Below are 23,469 nucleotides of genomic sequence, written 5' to 3' on the forward strand. Positions count from 1 at the left end.
CGGCGGCCGCTGTCCGAGAGGGCGAGGGCCGCCGGCCGGCCGGCGGAGGTATCGGAGCGTCCAAGATAGCCGCGGGCCTCCAGCCCGGGGAGGGTGGCCTTGACCTCGCTGCCGGGGGAACCGGAGGCCAGGGCGAGCTCGGCGGGGCTCAGCGGCCTCTGCTCTAGCTGCTCGAGCAGCGCCAGGGACATCTGGTCGAGGCCGAACGGCGCCAGTGCAGTGTCGACGGCGCGCTCCACCGCGGCGGCGGCGGTGGTGAGGAGGGTCAGAATGGAACCGGCCCCGGAGACTGGGGCGGGGGAGTGCAGATCCACGGCTTCCTTAAACGATGAAGGAGCCGGCCTCTGCTTGACCGGAAGGCCCAGCATACCCCACACCGAGGCGGCAGGGCTCAGGCGCCGGCGGCAGGGTTCAGGCGCGGGCCGCCTTCTGCTCGCGCTGTTCCCGGGACTCGAGCCAGGCCAGCACATCGCGCAGGCGGATGCGCCGGTGGGTGCCGCGGTATTCCACCGGGATGGTCCCGGCGTCGGTCAGCTTGCGCATATAGGTCAGCGAGATCCCCGCAACCTCGGCCGCCTGCGACGTGTTGAGCAGCGCCTCCGCCGAGCTGACCATCAGGGCGTCGCCCTGGGCGAGGCGGTGCAGGACATCGACGACGGCGTCACGCGCCTGCGCGGGCAGCTTCACCGTAGTGCCGTTGACGAAGACGGTGACATCGTCGCTTTCACCCAGGGCACGGGCGAGGCGCCGGGCCTCGGCCTCGGGCAAGGCGTCCGTGGTGCGGGGTTTCAGCTGCGCCATACCACATACCCTAATCCACCTTCGGGCGTGACTTTGGCCGCAGTTGCAGGCCGCCAGGTTAGCAGCCGGCGCGGCGGTTAAGTAGGCTCTATACATGCCCACGTTCAGAAACCGCCGCGCCGCTGCGCTGCCGGCTAAGCTCTCCCGTTCCTGGCTCCTGGCATCGGCGGCGGACGAAGCCAACTTCGCCCCGGCCCTGGCCTCCGAAGCGGACTCCGTGATTTTCGATATGGAGGACGCCGTTCCGGCGGAAGGCAAGGCGGCGGCACGCGAGCGCGTGGTTGAAGCGCTGTCCACGGGCATGACCGCCTGGGTGCGCGTCAACGGCATGGAAACCGAGTTCTGGGCCGACGATCTGGCGGCACTGTCCAAGGCTCCCGGGCTCCGCGGCATCATGCTGGCAATGACTGAGCACCCGGAGCAGGTGACCCATTCGGCGATGCGCCTGCAGGCGGGTACTCCGGTGCTGGCACTGGTCGAGTCCGCCATCGGAATCGAAAACGCCACTGCGATCGCCCGGGCTCCCGGCACCTTCCGGCTGGCCTTCGGCGTGGGCGACTTCCGCCGCGATACCGGCGCCAGCGATGACCCCATGGCGCTGGCCTATGCGCGCTCGCGGCTCGTGGTGGCTTCCCGCGTGGGCCAGCTGCCCGGCCCAATCGATGGACCCACCGTCGGCGCCCTCGGCGAGGACCTGCTGGCCGCCTGCAAGGTGACCGCGTCCATGGGCATGACCGGCAAGCTGTGCCTGATGCCTGAGGCGGCTGACACGATCAACAAGGGCCTCTCACCGAGCGAGTCCGAGATCAAGTGGGCGCACGAACTGCTCGACGCGCATGCCGCCGGCGCCGTTGTGGGCGACGGCTCCTACCTGCCGCGCCTGGCCCGCGCCGAGAAGATCTCCGCGCTGGCCGATTCCTACGGCCTCTGGAACGCCTGACCGGGCTTCTCGCCGTGGGTTCGCGCCTGGCGCCGGCGGGACTTACACCAGCGGCCGGGAGAAGAGCTGGCGGAGGCTGAGCGGAGCCTGTCCGGTGAGCAGTTCGACGTCGTTGGTGGTCTTGTCCATTTCGCCGCGGGCAATCGCGGTGTAGGTGCTGACCCAGGCATCGAGCTGCCACGGCGGAGCGCCGTAGTGCGCCCGCGACGCGTAGGCCTCGTCCACGGTTTCGTTCCGGAACGACATCGGCCGGCCGGTGGTTTCAGCCAGGATGGCGGCCGCTTCGTCCAGCGTCAGGGCCTCCGGCCCGGTCAGTTCGTAGGTGAAGCCGGCGTGCGGAATGGGCTGCTGCAGGATCGCCGCGGCTGCGCGGGCCGCATCGGAACGGGCCACAAAGCCGGCGCGGCCGTCCTCGGCGGGGCCGCGGATCACGCCTTCGGCATCCGCGAAATCCGGCAGGATGTCGGCGTACAGGTTGTTGCGCAGCAGCGTGAACTTCGGTCCGGCCGTCCGGAGCTTCTCCTCGGTGGCGAAATGGTCGCGGGCCAGCGTGAAGGTCGCGTCCGGGGCCGCACCGAAAAATGACGTATAGACGATGTGGTCGACGCCGGCCTCCACAGCGGCGTCGATGAACGTGAAGTGCTGCTCCAGCCGGTCTTCGGACTCGGCCGCGGAGACCATGAACACCGTGTCGATGCCGTCCAAAGCCCGGCGTACGGCCTCCTTGTCCCCAAAGCCCGCCTCCGCCGTCGTTGTTCCCTTGAGATCCGGCGCCCGCGTGGCATCACGCAGGAGCAGCCGCAGGGGTACGCCCTGGTCGGCGAGGAACCGCGCGGTAGTGCCGCCGAGCCGGCCGGACGCACCGGTGACCGCGATGCTGGGAACGCTGGGAACGGAAGCTGGATTCATGGAACCAAGCATAGGGCCGGCCGGCGGAACGGGCAGGCCCCCCGTTTGACTATTCAGCAGAAGCCCCAAATTCGGCAAAAGCGGGGCATCAGCTGACCAGTCGATCGGGAGCCTCGGGAGCTTCGGGTGTTGGGGCGTTCGGGGTTTCGGGGTTGGGGTTGGGGCTGGGCTGTGTGTGGCGAGTTCACCCGGAGTTTGCCCGAACTTTCCAGCCCGCCGCTAGCGTGGACCGCGTGCCAGGGCTATTCGTCGCATTGGGTGACAGCTTCACGGAAGGAGTGGGCGACCGGAACCGGAAGCTGCCCAACGGGGTCAGAGGCTGGGCGGACCGCGTGGCCAAGCAGTTGGGCAAGCAGGACCCCGAGTTCCGCTACGCGAACCTGGCCGTGCGGAGCAAGCGGCTGCACCAGATCGTGGCCGACCAGCTGGAATCGGCGGTGGCGATGAAGCCGACGCTGGTCTCGTTCTATGCCGGCGGCAATGACATCCTCGAGATCCGCAAGGACATGGGCGAACTGCTGCAGCAATACGAGGATGCGGTGGCCCGGCTCGCGGCCACGGGTGCGCAGCTGGTGCTCTTCACCGGCTTCGACGTGATGCTGCCGTCCGTGCTCGAGCCGATGCGGCGCCGGAATTGGCTGTACAACGAGGAGGTGCGCCGGATTGCGCGGCAGTACGGGGCGCTGCTGGTGGACCATTGGGCCTTCGACGCCTACCAGGACAAGCGCATGTGGGATACCGACCGGCTGCACATGTCCCCGGCCGGCCACAAGTACATGGCGTCGCAGGTGCTGGAGCTGCTCGGCGTCGAACACACGCTCAAGATCCGGCCGCTGGGCCCGGTGGAACGCTACGGGTGGCGCGAAATGATGCGCCGCGAGCGGGCCTGGATGCAGGAATGGGTGGTGCCGATGTTCGGGCGGAAGCTGCGCGGTGTCACGCTGGGGGACAACCTGCCGCCGCGCTGGCCGGAACCGGTGAAGGTCTCCGTCGGGCTGAAGAAGCTGGCCAAGCAGGCCGGCCGCGCGCCAGTGGGGTAGTGCGCCGCCGGGAAGCGCGACGCCTACACTGGGAGAATCATGAAAACTATGCGCAAATACCGCACGCCGATCGTGTGGCTGATCATTGTGGCGATGGTGGCCAGCGTGGGCGTCGGCTTCATCATGCAGCTGGCCGGACTCCAGTGACGCAGCCGTGACCATGCAGGAGCCGGGAGGGACAGCGGGCGCGCAGGTGCCGGCCTCGGTGTTCGCGGAACCGACGCGGCGGGTGGGTGCAGGCTGGATTACCGGTGTCATCCTGGTCAACGTCGGCATTAACGCGGCCTTCTTCGGCCCGCTCCAGGTGCTCCTCGCACAGCAGGCCCAGGCCTTCGACGCCGCCAACAAGGAAGCCGTGCTGGCGCTCGCCACCGGCTTCGGGGCGGCGGTTTCGCTGGTTGCCAACCCCATCGCCGGTGCCTTCAGTGACCGTACGACGTCGGCGCTGGGCCGGCGGGTGCCATGGGTGCTGGGCGGCGCGGTGCTGGCTTTCGCGGCCCTCCTCCTGCTGGCCGGCGCCCCGAGCATCGCCGTCATGGTGGTGGGCTGGTGCCTGGTGCAGGCCGGCTGCAACGGCGCCTACGCGGCGGTGACCGCGAGCATCCCGGACCGCGTTCCGACGCTGCAGCGCGGGCAGGTCGGCGGGCTGGCCGCGATGGGCCAGACCGTCGGCATCGTGTTCGGCGCGGTGCTGGCCAACCTGGCCGGCGGGTTCGTGCTCGGCTACATCTACTGCGCCGTGTTCCTGCTGGCCAGCGTGATGCTCTTCCTCGTGAAGGGGCGCGACGTACCGCTGGATCCGGCGCTGCGGCCGCCGTTCGCTTGGGGCCGGTTCCTGAAGGGCTTCTACATTTCGCCGCGCCGCTACCCGGACTTCGGCTGGGCCTGGCTGACGCGTTTCCTGGTCAACCTGGGCAACAGCCTGTTCACGCTCTACCTGTTTTTCTTCCTGCAGGACGCCGTCGGGCATCCGGATCCCGCCGCCGGTGTGCTGCTGCTGACCGGGATCTACGCGCTGATGGTGGTCATCACCGCGGTGGTCGGCGGGCCGTGGAGCGACCGGATCGAGCGCCGGAAGCCGTTTGTCATCGCCTCCGCCGTGACCATTGCGACGGCGTCCCTCCTGATGGCCTTCTGGCAGACCTGGCCCGTTGCGCTGGTGGCCGCGGCCGTCCTCGGTGCAGGCTTCGGCATGTTCCTGGCAGTCGACTTCGCGCTGCTGACCCAGGTGCTGCCCAGCGCCGCGGACCGCGGGAAGGACCTGGGCGTCATCAACATCGCCAACTCCTCGCCCCAGGTTGTCGCCCCGCTGATCGCCGCGCCCGTGGTGCTCTATCTCGGCGGCTACACGGCGCTGTTCATGCTCTCGGCCGTCATCGGACTGCTCGGCGCCGTGTTCGTGGTCAAGATCAAGCAGGTCCGGTAGCAGCCGGAATAATCCGGACCGCAGGCCCCGTTACCGCCTTGGAGGCCGTCGTGCCGGATCACTTCTACAGACTGTAGAATTGATGTCAGGGCCAGTGCAGAGAGGAGGGCGATGGATATTTTCCTGGAACTGCCGCTCGGCTGGGCGATCCTGGCGTTGTTCGGCGTGGCCATGGCCCGTGCCAATGCCACCTACTGGCTCGGCCGCGGGCTTGCAGCCGGTGTGCGGCACACTTCCTTGGAGAAGCAAATGGACAGCCCCGTGATGAAGCGGGCCGAGCGGCTCATGGACAAGTACGGCCCGTTCGCCGTCACGCTGTGCTTCCTGACCATCGGCCTCCAGACTGCCGTCATCGCCAGTTCGGGCATTGCCCGGATGCACCTGGCCCGGTTCCTGCCGGCGGTCATCGCCGGCAGCCTCATTTGGGCCGTCGTCTATGCCACGGTGGGCCTCGCCGCAGTAGCCGCCTGGATAGGTTTGGTGCTCGCTTCGCCGGCTGCCGCCGTCGTTATTGCCCTGCTGCTGGCCGCGCTGGTGGCATTCCTGGTCTGGCGCCGCAGGCGGCGGGAACATGCCGCGCGGGCGGAAGAGGCGCGCGACGCCGCATAGGCTGGGCTTATGGAAGTCCAAGTCATCACCACCGTCATTTCCGGCCTGCTCATCGCCGTCGGGATTGCCGGCATCATCGTGCCCGTCCTGCCCGGCGCCGTCACGATCGCGGCCAGCCTGCTGATCTGGGCCGTGGTGCTGCAGAACACCGTGGGCTGGGTGGTGTTCGGGCTCGGTGCGGTGCTGGTGGCGATCGGCATGGCGGCCAGCGCCGTGCTTACGGGCAAGCGGCTCAAAGCCCGCAGGATCCCGAACCATTCGATCGTGGTGGGAATTGTCGTCGGGCTGGTGGGGATGTTCGTCATTCCCGTGGTGGGGTTGTTCATCGGCTTTGCCGTGGGCCTGCTGCTCAGCGAGTACCTGCGCCAACGCGACTTCCGCCAGGCGCTGGCGTCGAGCGGTGTGGCGCTGAAGGCCATGGGTGTCGGGATCGTCGTGGAACTCGGCTGTGCCTTCGCTGCCGCCAGCATCTGGACGGCCGGGGTCTTCATCCACTTCTTTTTCTGACGCCCTCATTCCTCTTGGAGCAGGCCGGTGGTCCGGTAGGGAATGACTTCCCGCAGGAACATCTGCGTCGAGGTGCGCATGATGCCCGGACAGAGCCGGATCTCTTCACTCACGCGGTAGAGGTCATCCGGGCTCTTGGCGACCACCCGGATGAGCAGGTCGGTGTCGCCGGCGGGCGCATGGCATTCCAGCACCTCCGGGATCCGGCGCAGCGCTTCGACCGCCTTGTTGAGTTTGCTCTGGTCCAGCTCGGCGCTGACCATGGCCATCACTCCACGGCCCGTGGCCTCCGGCAGCACCCGTGCTGAATGGGGCCGCAGGATTCCCGAGGCCTTCATCCGCTCCAACCGCGAATGGACCGTCCCGCGTGCGAGCCCGAGCTTGCTGGCCAGCATCATGATCGGGATGCGCGGATCCTCGTCGAGGGCGAGGAGGATCCGCCGGTCCGTCGCGTCCAAATCCTGCAATTTGACCACTTGGTGTCCTCTTTCCGGCGATAGCCTTGACCAGATTGATCAATGCCTCTACTAACTATTGCACCGATTGTCCTGACTCTGCTGAAATTACAGGCAGTACGGGACAAGCCACAAGCCGAAGCCCGTCAAGGTGCAGCAATGCCGGCCCACCCCGCCGTTGAGCTGTCGACGGATCCCGCAAGGATCCAGACCTTGTTGTTCACAGCTGAAGACCCCCGATCCAGCCGGGTGCCTGCCGGATGGAGCGGGGGTCTCGCTGCGGCCGTTTTTGGCGATTTAGCCATCGCGGTCATATGATCTATCGCAGTTACTCGGGGCCTTAGCTCAGTTGGTAGAGCGTTTCGTTCGCAATGAAAAGGTCAGGGGTTCGATTCCCCTAGGCTCCACTGACGCGCAATTGTTGGCGAATGCCAGCGCCCAATAAAACGCGACCCCTCTTGGCCCGGCGCTCGGGCAATCACTGTCAGTCAGCCGGCGCTTCGCCGGAACGGCATCAGCGGCTACCGGTGCAGGCGCTCTCGCCAGTTTGCCGGTACCTTTTCTACCGGTGCAGGTGCCGGTTGTTCCGGTGGTCTGGACTGAGGATCCGGAAGCTGCGGTCCGCGGAAGAACTTCTTCATTGTGTGGTCGTAGAACCAGTCCTCCCCAGGTTCGAAGGACGTCATCACTGGATGACCGGCGGTGCGTGCGTGCGCACTGGCGTGCTGTGAGGGTGACGAATCGCAGCATCCGATGTGGCCGCATTCGGCGCAGCGGCGAAGATGGAACCACCAGCCAGGACCGTCACCGCTGAGGCACTCCAGACACCCGGTTCCGCCCGGTTTGGCGGCGGGGTTGATTCCGGGAATAGGACGCTCATCCATTTCCATCGCTCCCATCTTGCTCAGGTCATCCTGCTTGCCCACTGCCGGGAGCTATTCTGGCAGAATCTCTGCACCCTCGGAATGACAGAATCGAGGCGAGATCCGGAGTCCCGATGCGGCTACGGCACCGGGGTTGAAGGACCATCCGGAGGCAACGGGCACCCCTTGTCCCCACTGTCTTTGCGCGAGTATCGTGAGCGCCACCGAACCACTGAACCGGAAAGACGGCGGCCATGGATCACTCGGTTCCGGTCATGCTGATTGCTACCCCAGACCCAACCTCTCGGCGCATTCTGGGAGACGAGTTGCGCCGACGCTACGGCGCCGACTACGAGGTGGTGGACTGCACCGACCACGCCCACGGGCGGGCGGTGCTTGAGGGGCTTCGGCGCTGGCAGCGACCGGTTGCCCTCATACTCGGGTGTTACGGACCGGCTGACCGCGGTGGACTCGATTTCCTGCGGCGTGCCTATGGTTTTCACCCGGCCGCCAAGCGCGGTGTTGTGGTGACATGGGGCGACTTCGCCAGCGCACCCACTGTATTCCAGGCGGTCGCTCAGGGGTACGCCGATCTGGTGATCATACGTCCCGAACGGGTGCGCGACGAAGAATTCCATGGGGCGATTACCGATGCGCTCGACGACTGGCATCTGGCCCAAGGTGTCGAGTTCGAGGCGGTCCGGCTGATCGGGGAGGTAGGCGACGAAAGGACGCATGCGTTGCGCGACTCCCTGAGCCGCAACCACATCCCGGTGGGTTTCCACCCGGTCGGTTCCGAGACTGCGGAACGGACGCTGGCGAGCCTGGATCTCCGCGACCCGGTGCTGCCGGTTATGGTGCTGGAGTTCACCGCTCCACCAATTGTCCTCGAGAACCCCAGTGACCTGGAGATCGCCCAAGCGATGGGGGTGACGCGACCGCCACCGGCGGACAAGATCTTCGATGTGGTGGTCGTGGGTGCCGGTCCCTCCGGTCTCGCGACTGCGGTTTATGCCTCCTCCGAGGGACTTTCCACCATGGTGGTGGAGAGGGAAGCTGTGGGAGGGCAGGCTGGCACCAGTTCGTTGATCCGCAACTACCCGGGCTTCTCCCGCGGTGTGAGCGGCGCCCACCTGGCCTACCGTTCGTTTCACCAGGCCTGGACATTGGGCACAGACTTCCTCTTCATGCGGAAGGTGGAGGGGCTGGGCGTTGACGGTGCCGTGTACGCCGTGGCGATTTCCGACGGCAGTGTCGTGCGGTGCCGCACGGTCGTCGTGGCCACCGGCGTGGACTACCGCCGCCTCGGCATACCTCAGCTGGAAGAGCTCGTCGGCAGAGGCGTCTTCTACGGGGCCACGGTCTCCGAGGCACCGTCGATGGCCGGAAGGCACGTCTGCGTCGTGGGCGGCGGCAACTCGGCCGGACAGGCAGTTCTGCACCTGGCGAGGTACGCGAAGAAAGTGACGCTGCTGGTGCGCGGACGCACTCTTTCGGTCAGCATGTCGGACTACCTCATCTCCCAGCTTGAGGCGACACGGAACGTTGCGGTCCGCTATGGCACCGCGATCGTGGGGGCGCGCGACCAGGACGGATTCCTTGCCGCCGTCAAAGTCACCGCGTCCGGAGCCGCCGATCCAGCTCCGAGTGAGGAGATCGAAGCGGGCGGCTTGTTCGTGTTGATCGGCTCAGTGCCGCGGACCTCCTGGCTGCCCGACGCAGTAGAGCGCGACCCAGCCGGTTTCCTGCACACGGGCACCAGCCGGGAAGTCGGTGACGCTAGGTCCGTCAGGCCGGGTAGGTCTCCGTTGGCACTGGAAACCAGCATGCCGGGCGTTTTCGCGATCGGCGATGTGCGGGCCGGTTCGATCAAAAGGGTCGCTACCGCAGTTGGGGATGGCGCCACGGTGGTCTCGATGCTTCACACCTATCTGGCCGAGAATCCCCTGCCTTCCTCGGCTCCTGCCCCTGGCGAAGCTGCCGTTTCCGAGGAGCTGCCCGGGTGATGTCCGCCTTAAATGAGGTCACACCGTTGATTCCGCCGATGCGGTGGCTGCTCTACGTCGCTGCATTCCTCGTGTTTCTCGCCGGGCTCGTGCTGTTTGTGTTTCCGCTTCGGACCGAGGAATGGTTCGCCTGGACAGTCAATCCGCCCATGACCGCGGTTTTCCTCGGGGCGGCTTACTGGTCGAGCGCCGGTCTGGAGGTGACAGGCGCCCGCTCAGCGCGTTGGGAATCGGCGAGGCTGGCAGTCTGGCCCGTGTTCGTCTTTACGACCTTGACCCTGGGAATCACCCTGCTGCACCTCGATCGCTTCCATCTGTCGGCAGACACCGGCACCGTTGCCCGAGTAGCCACCTGGGCCTGGCTGGCCATCTATGCCATCGTGCCCGTAGCGATGCTGGTTATCAGCTGGATGCAGAACCGGTCCCGGCGTCCTGCCATAAGATCCTTACCGGCGGGGCGCCCGGTGCTACCGCATGCGCTTCGGCTGCTCCTGGTGGGAATCGCCGGTGTGCTGCTGATATATGGAGTGGCGCTCCTGGCAGCACCAATTTATGCCGCGATGTGGTGGCCGTGGCCACTGACCGAGCTCACAGCGAGGGCGATCGGAGCATGGCTGGTCGGTCTTGGTTGGGCGGCCGCCCAGGGCCAGATGAGCGGCGACCCACGGACCGTCCGCCCCGTGGCCCTGACCTCCGTAGCTTTTGTCATTTTGCAGGCGGTTGCCCTGCTGCGGTATGGCGACGCCCTGACGTGGCCGAGCGCGCCAGCGCTCGGCTTCGTGACCGTACTTCTTGCCATTGGAGTGGCCGGCGGATGGGCGCTCGCACTACCCCGCTCGCCGGTCGACCGGGCTGATATTACGTGAGCGACCGTCCCGCATCGACGACGGGAAACGGATGCATCTGGCGACTCCTCACCCTGACGTCAGGCCGGGGGCAATCCTGCAAATTAGCAGTCGCCCCCTCCGCCGGAGTCACCTGTCGAGGAATCCGAATAGAATCCCGTTCCTCCGATCGTGCCGGCCCCATAGGCTCCGGGAGCGCTCCAGCCGGAACCGGAGCGACTCCGCGAAACGTGTTTGTCCGCGCGGTGGTCGGCCCGTGCCGCCAGCAGTACCCACACGATTCCGGCCACCACAAGGGCGATCATGATGAAGATCAGTGGTTCCATGCCACGCTCCTGTCGTTGGCCTCATGGTAGGGACCAAGCGTGCGGCGCACAATAGCCCGTACGCGGGCACGAATACGGGAGCGGATCTTCCGCCAGGCTGCTCTTCGTTCTAGGGTGGACTGATCCAATGTGGCCGGGGAAACCGGCTTGAGGTCCAGCAATCCTCTTTGCCGCCCCGTCCCGCCTGACCCATGCAGCGCCGGTATCTCCGGACGCTGAGCCGCCATCCGCCAAGGCATGCAGGAGAAGAAAATGTCAGGAAACCTCATCGCACGATCCATCCACGACCTGACTGCCGGCGCATGGTTCGGCGGCTCACTCATGGGCGCCGTCGGGCTCAACGGAGCAGCCGCCGAGGCCCGGGACGCAGCTGAGCGGACCAGGTTGTCCAGCCTCGGGTGGAAGAGATGGGCACCCGTCCAGATGGGCGCGTTCCTCGCCCATCTCGGATCAGGGGTTCCGCTCATCATTGATAACAGCAGGCGGCTGACGGAGCAGCATGGCGTCATGCGTCTGACGGTGTACAAGACCATCGTGACCCTAACCGGCGCTGCCGTGACAGCGTACGCCGGCATGCTGGGGCGCAAGGTCGAGATGCTTTCGCCGGAGGGTGCGGAAGGCGCGACGGAGCCCGGCCCGACGTCATCGGAGGAGCTGGCGAAAGCACAGAAACAACTGAAGGTCCTGCAGTGGATGGTTCCGGTCTTCGCCGGTTGGGTGATGGTGCTCGGCGCCAAAGAGGGCGAAATGCAGCGGGTCGAAAACGTCGCGCTGGGCATGAAGAAGCGGAATGGCATCCGCGGCCTCATCAACATGGCCCGCATGGAAGCGGCCGGGCTCGGGCTGGCTGCCCCTACACAGATCCGTGCATGGAGTCCGTTCAGGCGCCGATGACGGCGGAGCGAGGCACCGGACGGTCTTCAATCAACAACGCCGCTATGGCTCGCGCAATCTTGCGGCCACCGTGGGCCGAGGGCTCGATGGGATTGGCATAGTCGGCGTCCTCGTCGCAGATCAAGCGCAAATCGATCAGGGCGGCTCCGCGGGCGAAGGCCGCCCTGGTGATGCTGTCATTAAAGATTGCTGCGGCTGTCTTGATGATTGGCTGATCGGGTGCGGACGGCGGCGTGTCATAGATGGTGCAGACGGCCGTGGGCAGGCCGGCTGCCGCCACGGACTCCAGCATCGTGACGTAGTTGGTTGAGAACCGGTCCCGGGCAGCACCGAGAAGGGCCAAGGCTCCCGATACTGTCCGGACCGGTTCATCCAGCAGGTAAGCGAAGCCGAGAGCATCGTTGCCGCCGGCGCTGACCACAAGGTGTGTCGCGTCCGAGGGGAGCCGGCGGAGTTGCTGGGCGACGTCGGTGGTGAGGTCGCCGTCGACGGCAAGGAGGGTAGCATGCCAGCCTGCCGGGAGCTCGTCCCTCAGCTGGGCCACCACGTCGGGACCGCCGTCCACGTAGGCCTGGTTATCGAAGATCGAATCCCCGAGCAGGACTACGTGGCCCGAAGCGGTTCCTGCATGCCGTGCTGCAGCCATTCTTCCCCAGGCTTCCTCACGGGCTTCAGGATGCCGGCTGCGATTTTTCAACGACCTGGCGCAGCCGTTGCAGGCTCTGTTCGATGCCTTCGTGCAGCGTCCTGCGCCGGTTCTTGTCCCGGCCGAAGTTGCTGACCACTATCCAGCCAATTCGGGTGATGGGCCGAACAACTTCGTAGGATTCGGTGACCCGGGTTCCGCCGTCCTCAGGTTCGAACCGATAGCGCCAGTGGACTGTGCCGCAGAACGGTTCGGTGCGGGCGAACGCGAATTCCCGGCCAGGCGTTGCCGCCGTGACGATCGGCTTGTTTCCCCAACCTACTTTGCCGATCCTGTTCTTGGCATGGAAACGGGCACCGGGGGCCGGTCCGGTTGCTCCTTTCGCCCACGTGCATTCGACGACTTCCGGACTATATTCCGGCGTCCGGGTCACGTCTGCCACGATGGCATACACCGTCTCGGGCGGCGCACTGATATGGATGCCCAGCTCGTCCCGGTCCAACGTCTGCATGGGGGCGCCTCCTCGACGAGGGTCTGAACCTGCCTCCCCTGGCTCCTAGCATCGACCTGATCATGACCTGTGGTCAACACGGCTGCCAGACCAAAAAGATCAGATGTTGGAGCCGTCGGCGGGGAGGTCGGATGGCGGTTGCGGGGCCCGCCCTGGCCGTCGCTGGCAGGACAATCCATGCCCAGCGTGTACGCGGTCATGGAGAGGGATCCGTAGGAATAGCCGTCGACGAGCACGTCGGTGTCCGTGGAGCCGGCCGCTCCGGCCAGGCCTGCCAAGTACAAGGAGGGGATGAAGTGATCGGGGGTGGGAACGGCCCGGCCCCAGTCTGCGTGGCCGTCGAGGGTCGCCACCTCGGTAGGCTCGGTGAGCAGCCTCTGCTTGGCGTCCTCGTTGAACCGGCGGGCCCAGTCGTAGCCGTCGTCCGCGAGGCTCCAGTCCATGCCGCGCAGGTTGTGCACAATGTTGCCGCTGGTGATGATCAGCACGCCTTGGTCGCGCAGCGGGGCGAGCCGAGCGCCGAGGTCCAGGTGGTAGTCCAGCGGCTTGTCGGCGTTGATGCTCATCTGCACTACGGGGATCGAGGCGTCGGGAAAGGCGTGGGTGAGCACGGACCAGGTGCCGTGGTCGATGCCCCAGCTGTCGACGTCGGCCCCGACCCAGGTGGGATGGACGGTGTCGCTGATCTCCTCGACCAGTCCCGGCAGTCCCGGCGCCGGGTACTGGACGTCGAAGAGTTCCTGCGGGAAGCCGTAGAAGTCGTGGATCGTGCGCGGATCGGGCATTGCCGTGACGGCGGTGGCATTGATGTACCAGTGGGCGCTGACCACGAGGATGGCACGCGGCTTCGGCACCGCAGCTCCGAAAGCCCTCCAAGCGGTGGTGTAGCGGTTGGTTTCCAGCGCGTTCATCGGATTTCCATGTCCGAAGAACGCCGCCGGCATCGTTACAGTCGACGTGGAATCGGTGCTCATCCTGCCTCCTTGGCACCGGACGTTAGGTCCGGGCGTAGCTGGTGTGCGTTGCCGCCATCATGCCGGGAGGATCCAAACGGGACAAGGCGTCCGCAGCAATTGCTCCGGCCTGACGACGCCGGTGCCGGCACATGTCCGGAGCCCTGGATGGGTGGACATGGCCGGCACCGGATGAGGATGTCGCTCGGGAGGAACTACTCGGTGACCTCGAAGGTCAGGGTTTCGGTGAACTGGCGGCCGTGCACATCGGTCGCCGTGACTTCGGCGGTGTGCAGGCCGACGGCGAGGCCGGAGGGCAGTTCCAGGCGCCACAGGTGCATCATGCGGTCGGCGAGGCTACCACCGCGCACCAGCTGCTCCTGGACGGCGACCGGGTCGGAGTACTCGGATCCGACGAGCTGGCCTTCGCCCTGCATCTGCTGGGTGCGGACCGCCTCGGTGGTTTCGCCGTCGAGCTTTACCTTGACTGTTGATCCGGTGCTGCCCATCCAGAAGTTGGTGGTCAACCAGGTGGTGTTCGCGAGGTCGTCCCGGGAGACAACGAGCGGATCAGCGAACTCGGTAGCGGAGCCCTTGTTGTCGACGTTCTCGGCGTACCACTCGCGGTAGCGAGGGGTATTCAGGCCGAGGGCTATCTGCAGCGACTCGTCTGCGCCGCGGACGGTGAAGCGTTCCTGGAAGTCGGTGTTCTTGATATCCAGGGTAAAGACGCCGGGCAGGCCGCCGTCGCGCTGGACGGCGAGCGGGTAGCCCTCGGCCAGCTCGCGTCCTGAGTACCAGTCGCTGGAGGTGGCGCCGGCGGTGATGTGGGTGAAGGGCAGGCCGTCGATGCCGAAGATCTCGGACCAGCCTTCGAGGGAGTCACCTTCGCGCAGGTTCTCGATGCTGTGGGTGTGTCCGCCGAGGGCCACGACCTTGCGGCCTTCGAGGATCTCGTAGATCTCCTTGACCTGGGCCACCTGGTGCTTGGCGCTGCCCTGGTCGGCATAGTCGAGCAGCGGGATGTGCGCGGCGAGGACGATGAGCTTGTTTTCCGGCACTGCGGCGATGTCGTTGCGCAGCCATTCGAGCTGCTTTTCGTCGAGGGAACCGGTGTAGTCGCCCTTGGCAGCGGGCTGCTTGGTCGGGTATTCGACCGTGTTCAGTGCAACGACGTGCGCCTTGCCTGCGTCGTAGGAGTAGTACTCGGGGCCGAGCTGTGCGCGGAAGGTGTCGAAGTTGTGCGCGCTGTCGACGGCGTCAAAGTCCAGGTCGTGGTTTCCCGGCAGGAAGCGGGCCGGGCCATTCAGCATGCCGGCGAGTTCTCGGGTCTGCGGGTACAGCGACAGGTCATCGCCGACGACGTCGCCGATGAAGAGGGCGCCACAGCCGGCGTAGTCGTCGCGGCTGGAAAGGTCGGCGAAGGCGCCATTGCGGGCGAATTCCACCTGCTCCTGTGTGTAAGTCTGGATGTCGCCGCCGATGAGGCAGTGCTGCTCGGGCGACTGGGTGAGCTGGCTCTTGGCCAGCGGGAAGTTCACGGCGTCCGGGAGGGCACCAGTGGGGGCGATGCCGCCGTGGCGCAGTGCGGGCGAGCCTTCGGGCAGGTGGTGGTAGAAGAACTGGGCGACGTTGTCCTCGTCGACCGGCACCTGGTAGCCGCGGGGTTGGGTGACGAAGACGGTCATGTTGTCGAAGGCCGGCAGCTCGTAGCGGCCGTGGCTGTCGGTGGTGGTAACGTCGCGGCCGTTGGAGACGGTCACGCCGGCCAGGCCTCGTTCGTTGTTGTCCTGGACCGAGTTCCGGTTGTCGTCGGCGAAGGCGACGCCGTCGATGGTCTCCTGGTCAGCGTCCGGGCCCTCCACGACATCGACCTGGCCGCGGTAAGCCGTGGCGGACCAGTCGGTTTCGGCAGGGGCCGGAGCGGGGGCCGCGGTGGCAGCGGGCGCGAGCAGGGCGCCGGTAAAAGTCAGCGCCAAAGTGCCGGCTGCGGCGAAGCGGGCGGGCTTGGTCGAGGATCTCTTGGACGGGTGGGTAATCGGCTTCACGATGGTCCTCCGTGCGGTGATGGTGACCGGCCATTCTGACCGGCCACCGCCACGGTTTCATCGGCGGGTAAACAGTTCACCACAGCCAGACCAAGCGGATGGGAAGCAGGCTTAACGAGTCCGGTGCCGGCCCCCGCCGCGAGCCTGCTTGGCTGGGCGGGGCCGGCACCGATGGTTGTTCTCCGGCGGGAGGTGCTACTCGGTGACCTCGAAGGTCAGGGTTTCGGTGTACTGGCGACCGTGGACGTCCGTGGCGGTGACGGCGGCGGTGTGCTCGCCGACGGCAAGGTCGGCCGGCAGCTCGAGGCGCCACAGGTGCATGGTGCGGTCGTGCAGGCCGCCGCCGTGCACGAGCTGCTCGAGCGTTGCTGCCGGGTCGGTGTACTCGGCACCGATCAGCGGGACGTCATCGGCAGTCATCGACTGGGTGCGCTGAGCCTCAATGGCTTCGCCGCCGTCGATGGAGACGTTGACCGAGGAGCCGGTGGAGCCCATCCAGAAGTTGGTGGTCAGCCAGGTCTCACCGAGTTCACCCTGGGCCACGGCGTTCGGATTCTCCGGGGCCGGAGCCTTGCCACGCTGGTTCTTGTACTCATCGAACCAGGCGCGGTAGGCGGGGGAGTTGATGCCGAGGGCCATCTGGTCGGAACCGTCGGTGCCGGTGGCAGTGAAGCGCTCGCGGACCTCGGTGTTCTTGATATCCAGGGTCAGGACGCCGGGAGGAGTGCCGTCGCGCTGCACGGCTGTGGGGTAGCCCTGTTCGAGGACGCGTCCGCCGTACCACTGGCCGGACACGGCCGGGACGGTCAGGTGGGTGAACGGCAGGCCGGCGTCGCCGAGTTCGTCCCGCCAGCCGGCCATGAGGTCGCCTTCGCGCAGGTTTTCCGACATGTGGGTGTGTCCGCCGAGGGAGACGACTTCGCGGCCTTCGAGGATCTGGTAGATCTCCTGCAGCTGCTTATGGGTGTGCGAGTTGCTGTAGTAGAACTCGAGCAGCGGGCTGTGGCCAGCCAGCACGATCACGCGGTCCTGGGGAACCTTCGCAATGTCCGCGCGGAGCCACTCGAGCTGGCGCTCGCCGAGGCCGTACGTGTAGTTGCTCTTCTTCGCGGGGATCCGTGTCGGATACTCGATGTTGCTCAGGGCGACGACGTGGGCCTTGCCTGCGTCGTACGAGTAGTACTCCGGGCCGAACTGGGCGCGGAACGTGTCGAACTCGTGCTCGCCGTCGAGTGCGTCGAAGTCCAGGTCGTGGTTGCCGGGCAGGAAGCGCGCCGGGCCGTTGAGCATGGCGGTCAGCTCGCGGGTCTGCCCAAACAGGGACAGGTCGTCGCCGACGACGTCGCCGATGAAGAGGGCGCCGCAGCCGGCGTAGTCGTCGCGGGCGGCCAGGTCGGCGAAGGCGCCGCTGCGGGCGAACTCCACTTCTTCCTGGTCATAGGTCTGCACATCCGCGCCGATCACGCAGTGCTGCTCGGGCGACTGGGTGAGCTGGCTCTTGGCCAGCGGGAAGTTCACGGCATCCGGAAGGGCACCGGTCGGGGCGATCCCGCCGTACTTCAGGTCCGGCGAGCCCTCGGGCAGGTGGTGGTAGAAGAACTGCGCGACGTTGTCCTCGTCGACCGGCACCTGGTAGCCGCGGGGCTGGGTGACGAAGACCGTCATGTTGTCAAAGGCCGGCAGCTCGTAGCGGCCGTGGCTGTCGGTGGCCGTGACGTCGCGGCCGTTGGAAACGGTGACGCCGCGCAGGCCCGGTTCGTTGACGTCCTGCTTCGAGTTCTGGTTCTTGTCGTCGAAGACGACGCCGTCGAGGACCTGCTGGTCATCGTCCGGCCCTTCAACCACGTCCACCTGGCCGCGGTAAGCGGTGGACGACCAGTCGGTTTCGGCAGGAGCGGGAGCAGGAGAGGGAGCCGCAGTGGCGGCGGGGGACAGCAGGGCGCCAGCGAAGGAGAGCGCCAGGGTGGCTGTCGCCGCGCGAACGGGGAGCGGGGGTGTTTTCTTCGGGTTCACGAAATTCCTTAGTGCGGTGATTGCGCCGGCTGATCGACCGGACGCCGCTACCGTTTCACCTGCGGGTAAACAGTTCACCACCCCAAAGCCAAGAAGGGCGGAAGCGCATTTAACAAACTGTTCCGAATGCCGCGGCGCCGAGATGTCCCCCTCGTGTTCCAACTGCGCAGCGCCGGGCTCCGGAGCGTGCATGATGCTCGCGGAGGGTGCGAAAATCCAAGGGCGAAGGAACTACCGAAACGAGGAGCGAATGGCAACGCTGAAGGAAAAGCTGCAGGCCGACGTCGTAACCCACATGAAGGCGGGCAACAAGACGGCCCTGACCACCGTGCGGAACGTGCTCGGCGAGATCAGCACCAAGGAGAAGTCAGGCAAGACTCCGGTGGAGCTGGACGATGCGCAGACGACGGCAGTGCTGCAAAAGGAAGCGGCGAAACGGCGCGACACGGCCCGCATCTACGCCGACGCGGGCCAAGCAGACCGTGCCGCCGCGGAAATCGCCGAGGCCGAGGTCATCGAAGCGTACCTGCCGAAGCCGCTGACCGAGGCCGAAGTCGAGGCCATCGTGGACGACGTGGTCGCCGGGTTGAAAGCCGACGGCGCCGAGCTGTCGATGCGGCAGATGGGCGTCGTGATGAAGCCGGTCACCGCCCAGGTCGCCGGCCGGTTCGACGGCAAGGCGGTCAGCGAGATCGTGCGCAAGCGGCTGGCCTGACCTGCCCATAGGGGAGCCCCACAGGATGGACCTGCGGGGCTCCGTAATCTGCTGTGCCGTTAGCTGGTCCGGTCGCTGGCCGGTTCTTCCGCGGCCTCCGTGGACTTGTCGAGGAACGCCTGCACTTCGGAGTCGTCGGTCTTGGTCCAGGACTCGACGCGGGTGTCCTCGTCCGCCCTGCGATCCTCCGGCCGACGGCCGGCTTCCTTCCTGAAGCCCCAGCCGAAATCCCTATTCGAGGCGTAGCACATCGCAAACCTCCTTCACCTCGGTTCTTTAATCGTCCTCCTATCCGGGCCGGACGCCAAGGATCTTCCATGTGGCCGCGGACGGTTGGCGGGCCAGCCGGGCCCCTTTACTCCGGGCAGGGGGAGGGTACGACGGCGGCGCGGCGGCTTGTGCCGCCAAGGCCAGCCGGGCGGGCGAACAGGGAGGCGAACCGCTGCCGCCAGGGCAGGCGATGTGGCGCGGTCCGGATGCCCGCTTCGGCACGCCGGCGGCTGCGTTCGGCTTCGACCATCCGCAGCTGCACTTCCAGGTTGTGCATGTCCAGCCAGTATTCCGGGGGTTGGAGGCTCATGGCTTCTTCTTTCGGATCAGGATTCATGCGCTGACACTGGTTTCAACGCTTGCCCGGCCCGGTTCCATGGCCGCAATTCCTGCCACTAACTGTCAAGATTCCGCCATAGCCGGCGATGCGTGCCGCGATGGACCCGACCATGCAAGGGTTTTCCAAGTGGCAGCGGCGACAGTAGATCCAGCCAAGGAACCCGGATCCCCGCGACTCGCCCCGGTTGCCCGGATCCGATTGGCTGACAAGAGAGAGGACCGGCGGACCCGGTCCTCTCTCGCTTTTCCCGACAGGGTGCCGGCGCGGGCGCGGTCAGCCGCCGCAGCTCACGCGCTTGCGGGCACTCTTGTCCCAGCCGTCAACGCTGCTGTAGCTCACGGCCTGGTACGTTTGGCCGCAGTCCAGGCCCCAGCCGCGGATCCTGAACGCGTTGTCGCCTCCCGGCCGGACCTTCTCACTGTCCACCACCCGGTCGCGGTTGCTGACCTGGACGACCCACACGTCGACCGTCTCGCCGCGATATTCTCTGCCGTCGATGGTGTAGGCGCCGCTGCTGCTGACAGCTAGGGTCAGCTGCTGGGCCGGCGCAAAGACGGTGGCGCCGGCACTGGCCGGGGCAGCCCCGCCCAGTCCGGCAACCAGCCCGAGCAAAACGCCCGCGATCAGCAAGAACAGCCGCCACGTGGTTGCCTTTTTCATGGTGCGATCCCCCATGAGAAGCCCCGCCTTCCAGTCCAGCTACAGTAAGACCGCCATTTGCGGGGCAACAAGCCCCTCATTTTGGGGGTAGGGAAGCATCCCGGGACGCGTGGGCGGCTGGGACGCTGCTCGTCAACCGCCGGGTTACGTCCTGCTTCCCGGTTCATGGCGCGAGAAGGCGAGCGTTTCGCCGCGTGCCCCGTCCATCCAGATGCTTTGGCAGGCGGTGGCCATCTCCTCCAAACCTTCGACGACGGTGGCGAAGACATTGCCGGGCACCCACCCCTGGTCGCCGTTGAGGAGGAGGTTGTTCCGGCCATAGAACAGGGCGAGGTCGATGATGGCCTCAGGCGCGCGGACTTCTTCGTCGGCTCCATAGCCGTGCGAGGGAGTGTTCAGGATGTCCGAGTTGAAGGTGAAGTAGCACAGGTCCCCGGGGATCGGCGTCACCGTGGTGTTCTCCGGACCAGGTTCCACGGGCGCGAAGGCCGGCACCAGGTGGTAGATCTCGTTCCGGGCGTACTTGCCGTGGAAGACCTGGCTGGACAAGGGCAGGGCATCCCAGACTGCCGAGGCAGTCCGGGGCGCTTCGGAATCGAGGAGCCTGGCGAGGCAGGACACGCCGTGCTTCTCCAACGTCACTTTGATGAACCGGTCCATCGAACCTCCCAAAGCGGGGCCGCTCCGGCCGCTCCAAGGGCGTCAGGGCGGCAGGGGAAAACGGCTGAAATTGTTGATGCGAGCCTAGCCGCCCATCCCCTAGGATTGTCAACAATCAACCATCTTAGGGGGTTGGAGAAGCATGCAGGAGACCCTGGCCCTCACGGTGCCGCCCGGTCCCGTGGTGCTCAGCAAGATCGGCGTCGTCGCGCCGTACGACATGGCGCTGGACCATGAAATGGGGCGCTGGGCCGAAGACCGGGCCGACTTGTATTTTGCCCGGTCGCCGTTCGAGCCAAGCGAGGTCAACCTCGTCCAGGCCGAGCTGCTGGCCCGCCCGGAGATGGTTGCCGACACCGCCCTGCGGATCAGCGCGGTGTCCCCGGACTGCTATATCTACGCGTGCACCTCTGCTTCGTTCGTCCATGGCAGGACAGGGGAGCGGGAGCTGGCGGCCGCGGTGCACCAGCGCGGCCTGCCGAAGCTGTTCACCGTGTCCAGCACGATCGTCGCGGCCTTGTCCGCGCTGAAGGCCGGCACCGTGGCGGTCGCCGGCCCCTATACGGCGGCCGTCACCCAACGGTTCACGGAGTACCTGGGTGAAGCCGGGTTGGAGGTCTGCCGCGCGTCGATGCTGGGCCTGTCCGGCGAGATCTGCAAGGTCCCCTACACGCACACGGCCGAGCTGGTCGCCTCAGCAGACCACCCGGATGCCGAGGCGGTGGTGGTGGCCTGCACGAACCTGCCGACCTATCATCTGATCGCGCCGCTCGAGGAGTACTTGGGCAAGCCGGTCATCACAGCCAACCAGGCCGTGATGTGGGCGGCGCTGGATTATCTGGCGCTGGCACCGGTGGGCCCGGGGCAGCGGCTGCTGTCGGTGCGGGCAGACGGGACGGCACGGTGAACCGGCGGGCGGCGCCGGTAATCGGGCTGCTCTACCCCGGCGTGGGCGCCGAGGACGACTTTCCTGCGCTGGAGCGGCGGCTGGCGGGCCGGCTGCGGCTTCCGCTGGTGACCACGTCCGGCGGCGACGTCCTGCACACCGTGGAGACGCTGCGCCAAGTGGGCGGCAGCGGCAACCTGCTCGACGGCGCACGGCGGCTTGCGGTGTATGAACCGGATGCGGCGGTGTGGGCTTGTACGTCAGGATCCTTCGTCTACGGCTGGGCCGGCGCAGAGGAACAGGCCGCCGGAATCTCCCGCGAGCTGGGTTGTCCGGCTTCGTCCACCTCGCTGGCGTTCGCCCATGCCGTCCGCCGGCTCGGGCTGGCGAAGGTCGCCGTCGCGGCCAGCTATCCCGAAGACCTCGCCCGGCACTTCCGGATGTTCCTCGCTGAGGCCGGGATCGACGTCGTGAATCTGGACAGCAGCGGCATTCCCACCGCGGGCGAGGCCGGCCGGATGGGCCTGGCGGAGGTGGCACGGATGGCCGCAGCTGCGGACCGCCCCGACGCCGACGCCGTGCTCGTGCCCGATACCGCAGTGCATTCGCTGGCGTGGCTGGAGGAACTCGAGCAGGCAGTGGGCAAGACCGTGCTCACCGCCAACCAAGTGACCGTGTGGGAAGGACTGCGGATCGCCGGCCGCCTGGGCCGGTTCGACGGCCTCGGGAGCCTGTTCCGGACCGCGGCGCCGGTCCTCGCCCCCGCACCCGCCCCCGACCAAGGAGGAGACCCAAGATGACTGCAGCAACGACGTCGTTGGCGGACCTTTCCGCCGCCGAACTGCTCCAGCGATACCAGGCGAAGTCCGTCTCCCCGGTCGACGCCACCCAGGCAGCGCTGGCCCGGATCCGCACGCACAACGACCCGTTCAACGCGTACTGCCTGGTCGCCGAGGAGGAAGCGCTCGCGGCCGCCCGCATGTCGGAGGCGCGCTGGGCCAAGGGCGAACCGGCCGGGCCGCTCGACGGCGTGCCGGTCTCGATCAAGGACCTGCTGCTGACCCAGGGCTGGCCGACGCTGCGCGGCTCGCGGCTGGTCGATCCGCAGCAGCCATGGGCGGAGGACGCTCCGGCGGTGGCCGCGCTTCGCGCCGCGGGGGCGGTGTTCCTGGGCAAGACGACCACGCCGGAGTTCGGCTGGAAGGGCGTGACGGACAGTCCGCTGACCGGCATCACCGGCAACCCGTGGGATGCCGCGAAGACGTCCGGCGGTTCCTCCGGCGGGTCCGCGGTGGCGGTGGCGCTGGGCATGGGCGCGTTGTCGGTGGGGACCGACGGCGGCGGGTCGGTAAGGATTCCGGCCTCCTTCTGCGGGATCGTGGGTCTGAAGCCGACCTACGGCACGATCCCGCTGTATCCGCCGACCCCGTACGGCACGCTGGCGCACGCCGGGCCGATGACACGCACGGTGGAGGACTGCGCGCTGATGCTGGATGTGCTGGCCGGCTTCGACAGCCGGGACTGGTCGGCGCTGGCCGCGCCCCGCGGCTCGTTCCGGGAGGGGCTGGGTGATGGAGTTGCCGGCCTGCGGATCGCGTACAGCCCCGACCTCGGCTACGCGGACGTGGACCCGGAGGTCGCCGCACTGGTGGAAGCCGCCGTCGTACTCCTTGGCACCCTCGGCGCGGACGTGGAGGAGGCGGACCCGGGGCTGCGGGATCCGCTGGCGGAGTACCACACCCTGTGGTTCGCCGGAGCCGGCAAGGTGATCCGCAGCTATCCGGAGGAGCGGTGGAACGAGCTCGATCCGGCCCTGCTGGAGGTCTGCCGCCAAGGGCAGGCCACCACCCTGGATGCGTACCTGGACGCGAATGCAGTGCGGGCGGCACTGGGCCGGCAGATGGGCGCCTTCCACGAGGAGTATGACCTGCTGGCGCTCCCGACCATGCCGCTGGCGGCGTTCGAAGCCGGCCGCGAGGTGCCGGCCGGCTCGGCGCTGAAGCGCTGGGCCGAATGGTCGCCGTTCACCTACCCGTTCAACATGACGCAGCAGCCGGCAGTCACCGTGCCGTGCGGGCTGACCTCGGCCGGGCTGCCGGTCGGGCTGCAGCTGGTGGGGCCGCGGCATGCCGATGCGCTGGTGCTG

Annotated in this window: 26 protein-coding genes, 1 tRNA gene and 1 pseudogene; 13 read left to right on the forward strand and 15 right to left on the reverse strand. The window is 66.9% G+C overall.

Annotation, left to right across the window (positions count from 1 at the left end; genetic code table 11):
• Nucleotides 1-314: hypothetical protein (locus D477_RS11735; protein ID WP_005269372.1), on the reverse strand; the 314-nt coding region annotated here is incomplete at its 3' end.
• A gap of 97 nt (nucleotides 315-411) precedes the next feature.
• Entirely contained in the window at nucleotides 412-801 is a 390-nt protein-coding gene (locus D477_RS11740; RefSeq protein ID WP_005269383.1) for a helix-turn-helix domain-containing protein, read from the reverse strand.
• A gap of 94 nt (nucleotides 802-895) precedes the next feature.
• Between D477_RS11740 and D477_RS11745 the strand changes: the two genes are divergently transcribed.
• Nucleotides 896-1,741 carry an HpcH/HpaI aldolase/citrate lyase family protein gene (locus D477_RS11745; protein ID WP_005269386.1) on the forward strand — a complete coding sequence of 282 codons (846 nt, stop codon included), beginning with the start codon at nucleotides 896-898 and terminating at the stop codon, nucleotides 1,739-1,741.
• A gap of 42 nt (nucleotides 1,742-1,783) precedes the next feature.
• Here the strand turns inward: D477_RS11745 and D477_RS11750 are convergent, their stop codons facing one another.
• On the reverse strand, nucleotides 1,784-2,650 hold the full coding sequence (locus D477_RS11750; protein WP_005269388.1) for an SDR family oxidoreductase: 867 nt from the start codon (nucleotides 2,648-2,650) through the stop codon (nucleotides 1,784-1,786).
• Nucleotides 2,651-2,883: 233 nt separating this feature from the next.
• On the opposite strand from D477_RS11750, the gene D477_RS11755 reads away from it, so the two are divergent.
• The 4 genes from D477_RS11755 (at nucleotide 2,884) to D477_RS11770 (ending at nucleotide 6,232) form a co-directional block, all read left to right on the forward strand.
• Nucleotides 2,884-3,690 carry an SGNH/GDSL hydrolase family protein gene (locus D477_RS11755; protein ID WP_237740782.1) on the forward strand — a complete coding sequence of 269 codons (807 nt, stop codon included), beginning with the start codon at nucleotides 2,884-2,886 and terminating at the stop codon, nucleotides 3,688-3,690.
• 160 nt (nucleotides 3,691-3,850) lie between these two features.
• Complete coding sequence (locus D477_RS11760; protein ID WP_005269391.1) at nucleotides 3,851-5,116, forward strand: MFS transporter; 1,266 nt, start codon at nucleotides 3,851-3,853, stop codon at nucleotides 5,114-5,116.
• A gap of 111 nt (nucleotides 5,117-5,227) precedes the next feature.
• The gene (locus D477_RS11765) at nucleotides 5,228-5,725 is read left to right on the forward strand and encodes a DedA family protein (protein WP_005269392.1); all 498 of its coding nucleotides are present in this window, start codon (nucleotides 5,228-5,230) and stop codon (nucleotides 5,723-5,725) included.
• 9 nt (nucleotides 5,726-5,734) lie between these two features.
• Nucleotides 5,735-6,232, forward strand: a complete 498-nt coding sequence (locus tag D477_RS11770) for a DUF456 domain-containing protein (protein WP_005269393.1) — start codon at nucleotides 5,735-5,737, stop codon at nucleotides 6,230-6,232.
• A 5-nt stretch (nucleotides 6,233-6,237) separates the two neighbouring features.
• Here the strand turns inward: D477_RS11770 and D477_RS11775 are convergent, their stop codons facing one another.
• Complete coding sequence (locus D477_RS11775) at nucleotides 6,238-6,708, reverse strand: Lrp/AsnC family transcriptional regulator (protein ID WP_005269394.1); 471 nt, start codon at nucleotides 6,706-6,708, stop codon at nucleotides 6,238-6,240.
• A 313-nt stretch (nucleotides 6,709-7,021) separates the two neighbouring features.
• On the opposite strand from D477_RS11775, the gene D477_RS11780 reads away from it, so the two are divergent.
• Nucleotides 7,022-7,094: transfer RNA gene (locus D477_RS11780), tRNA-Ala, on the forward strand.
• A 114-nt stretch (nucleotides 7,095-7,208) separates the two neighbouring features.
• Here D477_RS11780 and D477_RS21840 read toward each other — a convergent pair.
• Nucleotides 7,209-7,586 (reverse strand): UBP-type zinc finger domain-containing protein, encoded by a 378-nt coding sequence (locus D477_RS21840; protein WP_337587562.1) that lies wholly within the window; start codon nucleotides 7,584-7,586, stop codon nucleotides 7,209-7,211.
• Between the two features lie 290 nt (nucleotides 7,587-7,876).
• Between D477_RS21840 and D477_RS11785 the strand changes: the two genes are divergently transcribed.
• Together D477_RS11785 and D477_RS11790 are read left to right on the forward strand one after the other, a co-directional pair.
• Nucleotides 7,877-9,556, forward strand: coding sequence for an FAD-dependent oxidoreductase (locus tag D477_RS11785; RefSeq protein WP_005269396.1), 1,680 nt, complete (start codon nucleotides 7,877-7,879; stop codon nucleotides 9,554-9,556).
• A complete protein-coding gene (locus tag D477_RS11790) occupies nucleotides 9,556-10,422 on the forward strand; it encodes a hypothetical protein (RefSeq protein ID WP_005269397.1) in 867 nt (288 codons plus the stop codon). The genes D477_RS11785 and D477_RS11790 overlap by 1 nt, the downstream gene beginning before the upstream one ends.
• An 83-nt stretch (nucleotides 10,423-10,505) precedes the next feature.
• Here the strand turns inward: D477_RS11790 and D477_RS11795 are convergent, their stop codons facing one another.
• Nucleotides 10,506-10,727: a hypothetical protein gene (locus tag D477_RS11795; RefSeq protein WP_005269399.1), complete on the reverse strand. Its 222-nt coding sequence runs from the start codon at nucleotides 10,725-10,727 to the stop codon at nucleotides 10,506-10,508.
• A 252-nt stretch (nucleotides 10,728-10,979) separates the two neighbouring features.
• Here D477_RS11795 and D477_RS22300 point away from each other — a divergent pair.
• Nucleotides 10,980-11,510, forward strand: a pseudogene (locus tag D477_RS22300) (hypothetical protein); the annotation flags it as partial.
• Between the two features lie 97 nt (nucleotides 11,511-11,607).
• On the opposite strand, the gene D477_RS11805 reads toward D477_RS22300, so the two are convergent.
• From D477_RS11805 to D477_RS11825, 5 genes are all read right to left on the reverse strand, one after another.
• Complete coding sequence (locus D477_RS11805) at nucleotides 11,608-12,267, reverse strand: SGNH/GDSL hydrolase family protein (RefSeq protein ID WP_005269402.1); 660 nt, start codon at nucleotides 12,265-12,267, stop codon at nucleotides 11,608-11,610.
• 25 nt (nucleotides 12,268-12,292) lie between these two features.
• Nucleotides 12,293-12,778, reverse strand: coding sequence for an SRPBCC family protein (locus D477_RS11810; RefSeq protein WP_005269404.1), 486 nt, complete (start codon nucleotides 12,776-12,778; stop codon nucleotides 12,293-12,295).
• Nucleotides 12,697-13,752 (reverse strand): 4,5-DOPA dioxygenase extradiol, encoded by a 1,056-nt coding sequence (gene ygiD / locus D477_RS11815; RefSeq protein WP_005269405.1) that lies wholly within the window; start codon nucleotides 13,750-13,752, stop codon nucleotides 12,697-12,699. Before ygiD ends, D477_RS11810 begins: the two co-directional genes overlap by 82 nt.
• Before the next feature lie 194 nt (nucleotides 13,753-13,946).
• The gene (locus D477_RS11820) at nucleotides 13,947-15,779 is read right to left on the reverse strand and encodes a calcineurin-like phosphoesterase C-terminal domain-containing protein (RefSeq protein WP_005269407.1); all 1,833 of its coding nucleotides are present in this window, start codon (nucleotides 15,777-15,779) and stop codon (nucleotides 13,947-13,949) included.
• A gap of 195 nt (nucleotides 15,780-15,974) precedes the next feature.
• Nucleotides 15,975-17,792, reverse strand: coding sequence for a calcineurin-like phosphoesterase C-terminal domain-containing protein (locus tag D477_RS11825; RefSeq protein WP_005269409.1), 1,818 nt, complete (start codon nucleotides 17,790-17,792; stop codon nucleotides 15,975-15,977).
• A gap of 250 nt (nucleotides 17,793-18,042) precedes the next feature.
• Here D477_RS11825 and D477_RS11830 point away from each other — a divergent pair, with 250 nt between their 5' ends.
• On the forward strand, nucleotides 18,043-18,507 hold the full coding sequence (locus D477_RS11830) for a GatB/YqeY domain-containing protein (protein ID WP_005269412.1): 465 nt from the start codon (nucleotides 18,043-18,045) through the stop codon (nucleotides 18,505-18,507).
• A 59-nt stretch (nucleotides 18,508-18,566) separates the two neighbouring features.
• On the opposite strand, the gene D477_RS11835 is transcribed toward D477_RS11830, so the two are convergent.
• The 4 genes from D477_RS11835 to D477_RS11850 all read right to left on the reverse strand — a co-directional run bounded on the left by D477_RS11835 (nucleotide 18,567) and on the right by D477_RS11850 (nucleotide 20,437).
• Complete coding sequence (locus tag D477_RS11835; protein WP_005269413.1) at nucleotides 18,567-18,758, reverse strand: hypothetical protein; 192 nt, start codon at nucleotides 18,756-18,758, stop codon at nucleotides 18,567-18,569.
• Nucleotides 18,759-18,862: 104 nt separating this feature from the next.
• Nucleotides 18,863-19,087 carry a hypothetical protein gene (locus D477_RS11840; protein ID WP_005269415.1) on the reverse strand — a complete coding sequence of 75 codons (225 nt, stop codon included), beginning with the start codon at nucleotides 19,085-19,087 and terminating at the stop codon, nucleotides 18,863-18,865.
• A gap of 303 nt (nucleotides 19,088-19,390) precedes the next feature.
• On the reverse strand, nucleotides 19,391-19,777 hold the full coding sequence (locus D477_RS11845; RefSeq protein WP_043846734.1) for a hypothetical protein: 387 nt from the start codon (nucleotides 19,775-19,777) through the stop codon (nucleotides 19,391-19,393).
• A 144-nt stretch (nucleotides 19,778-19,921) separates the two neighbouring features.
• Nucleotides 19,922-20,437 carry a DUF3830 family protein gene (locus tag D477_RS11850; RefSeq protein WP_005269417.1) on the reverse strand — a complete coding sequence of 172 codons (516 nt, stop codon included), beginning with the start codon at nucleotides 20,435-20,437 and terminating at the stop codon, nucleotides 19,922-19,924.
• Nucleotides 20,438-20,579: 142 nt separating this feature from the next.
• Between D477_RS11850 and D477_RS11855 the strand changes: the two genes are divergently transcribed.
• The 3 genes from D477_RS11855 to D477_RS11865 all read left to right on the forward strand — a co-directional run.
• Nucleotides 20,580-21,344 (forward strand): maleate cis-trans isomerase family protein, encoded by a 765-nt coding sequence (locus tag D477_RS11855; protein WP_005269418.1) that lies wholly within the window; start codon nucleotides 20,580-20,582, stop codon nucleotides 21,342-21,344.
• Complete coding sequence (locus tag D477_RS11860; protein ID WP_005269419.1) at nucleotides 21,341-22,123, forward strand: maleate cis-trans isomerase family protein; 783 nt, start codon at nucleotides 21,341-21,343, stop codon at nucleotides 22,121-22,123. The genes D477_RS11855 and D477_RS11860 overlap by 4 nt, the downstream gene beginning before the upstream one ends.
• On the forward strand, nucleotides 22,120-23,469 hold a 1,350-nt coding region (locus D477_RS11865; RefSeq protein ID WP_005269420.1), incomplete at its 3' end, for an amidase. The genes D477_RS11860 and D477_RS11865, both read left to right, overlap by 4 nt.

This window comes from Arthrobacter crystallopoietes BAB-32, from assembly GCF_000328305.2.
Classification (GTDB): Bacteria; Actinomycetota; Actinomycetes; order Actinomycetales; family Micrococcaceae; genus Crystallibacter; species Crystallibacter crystallopoietes_A.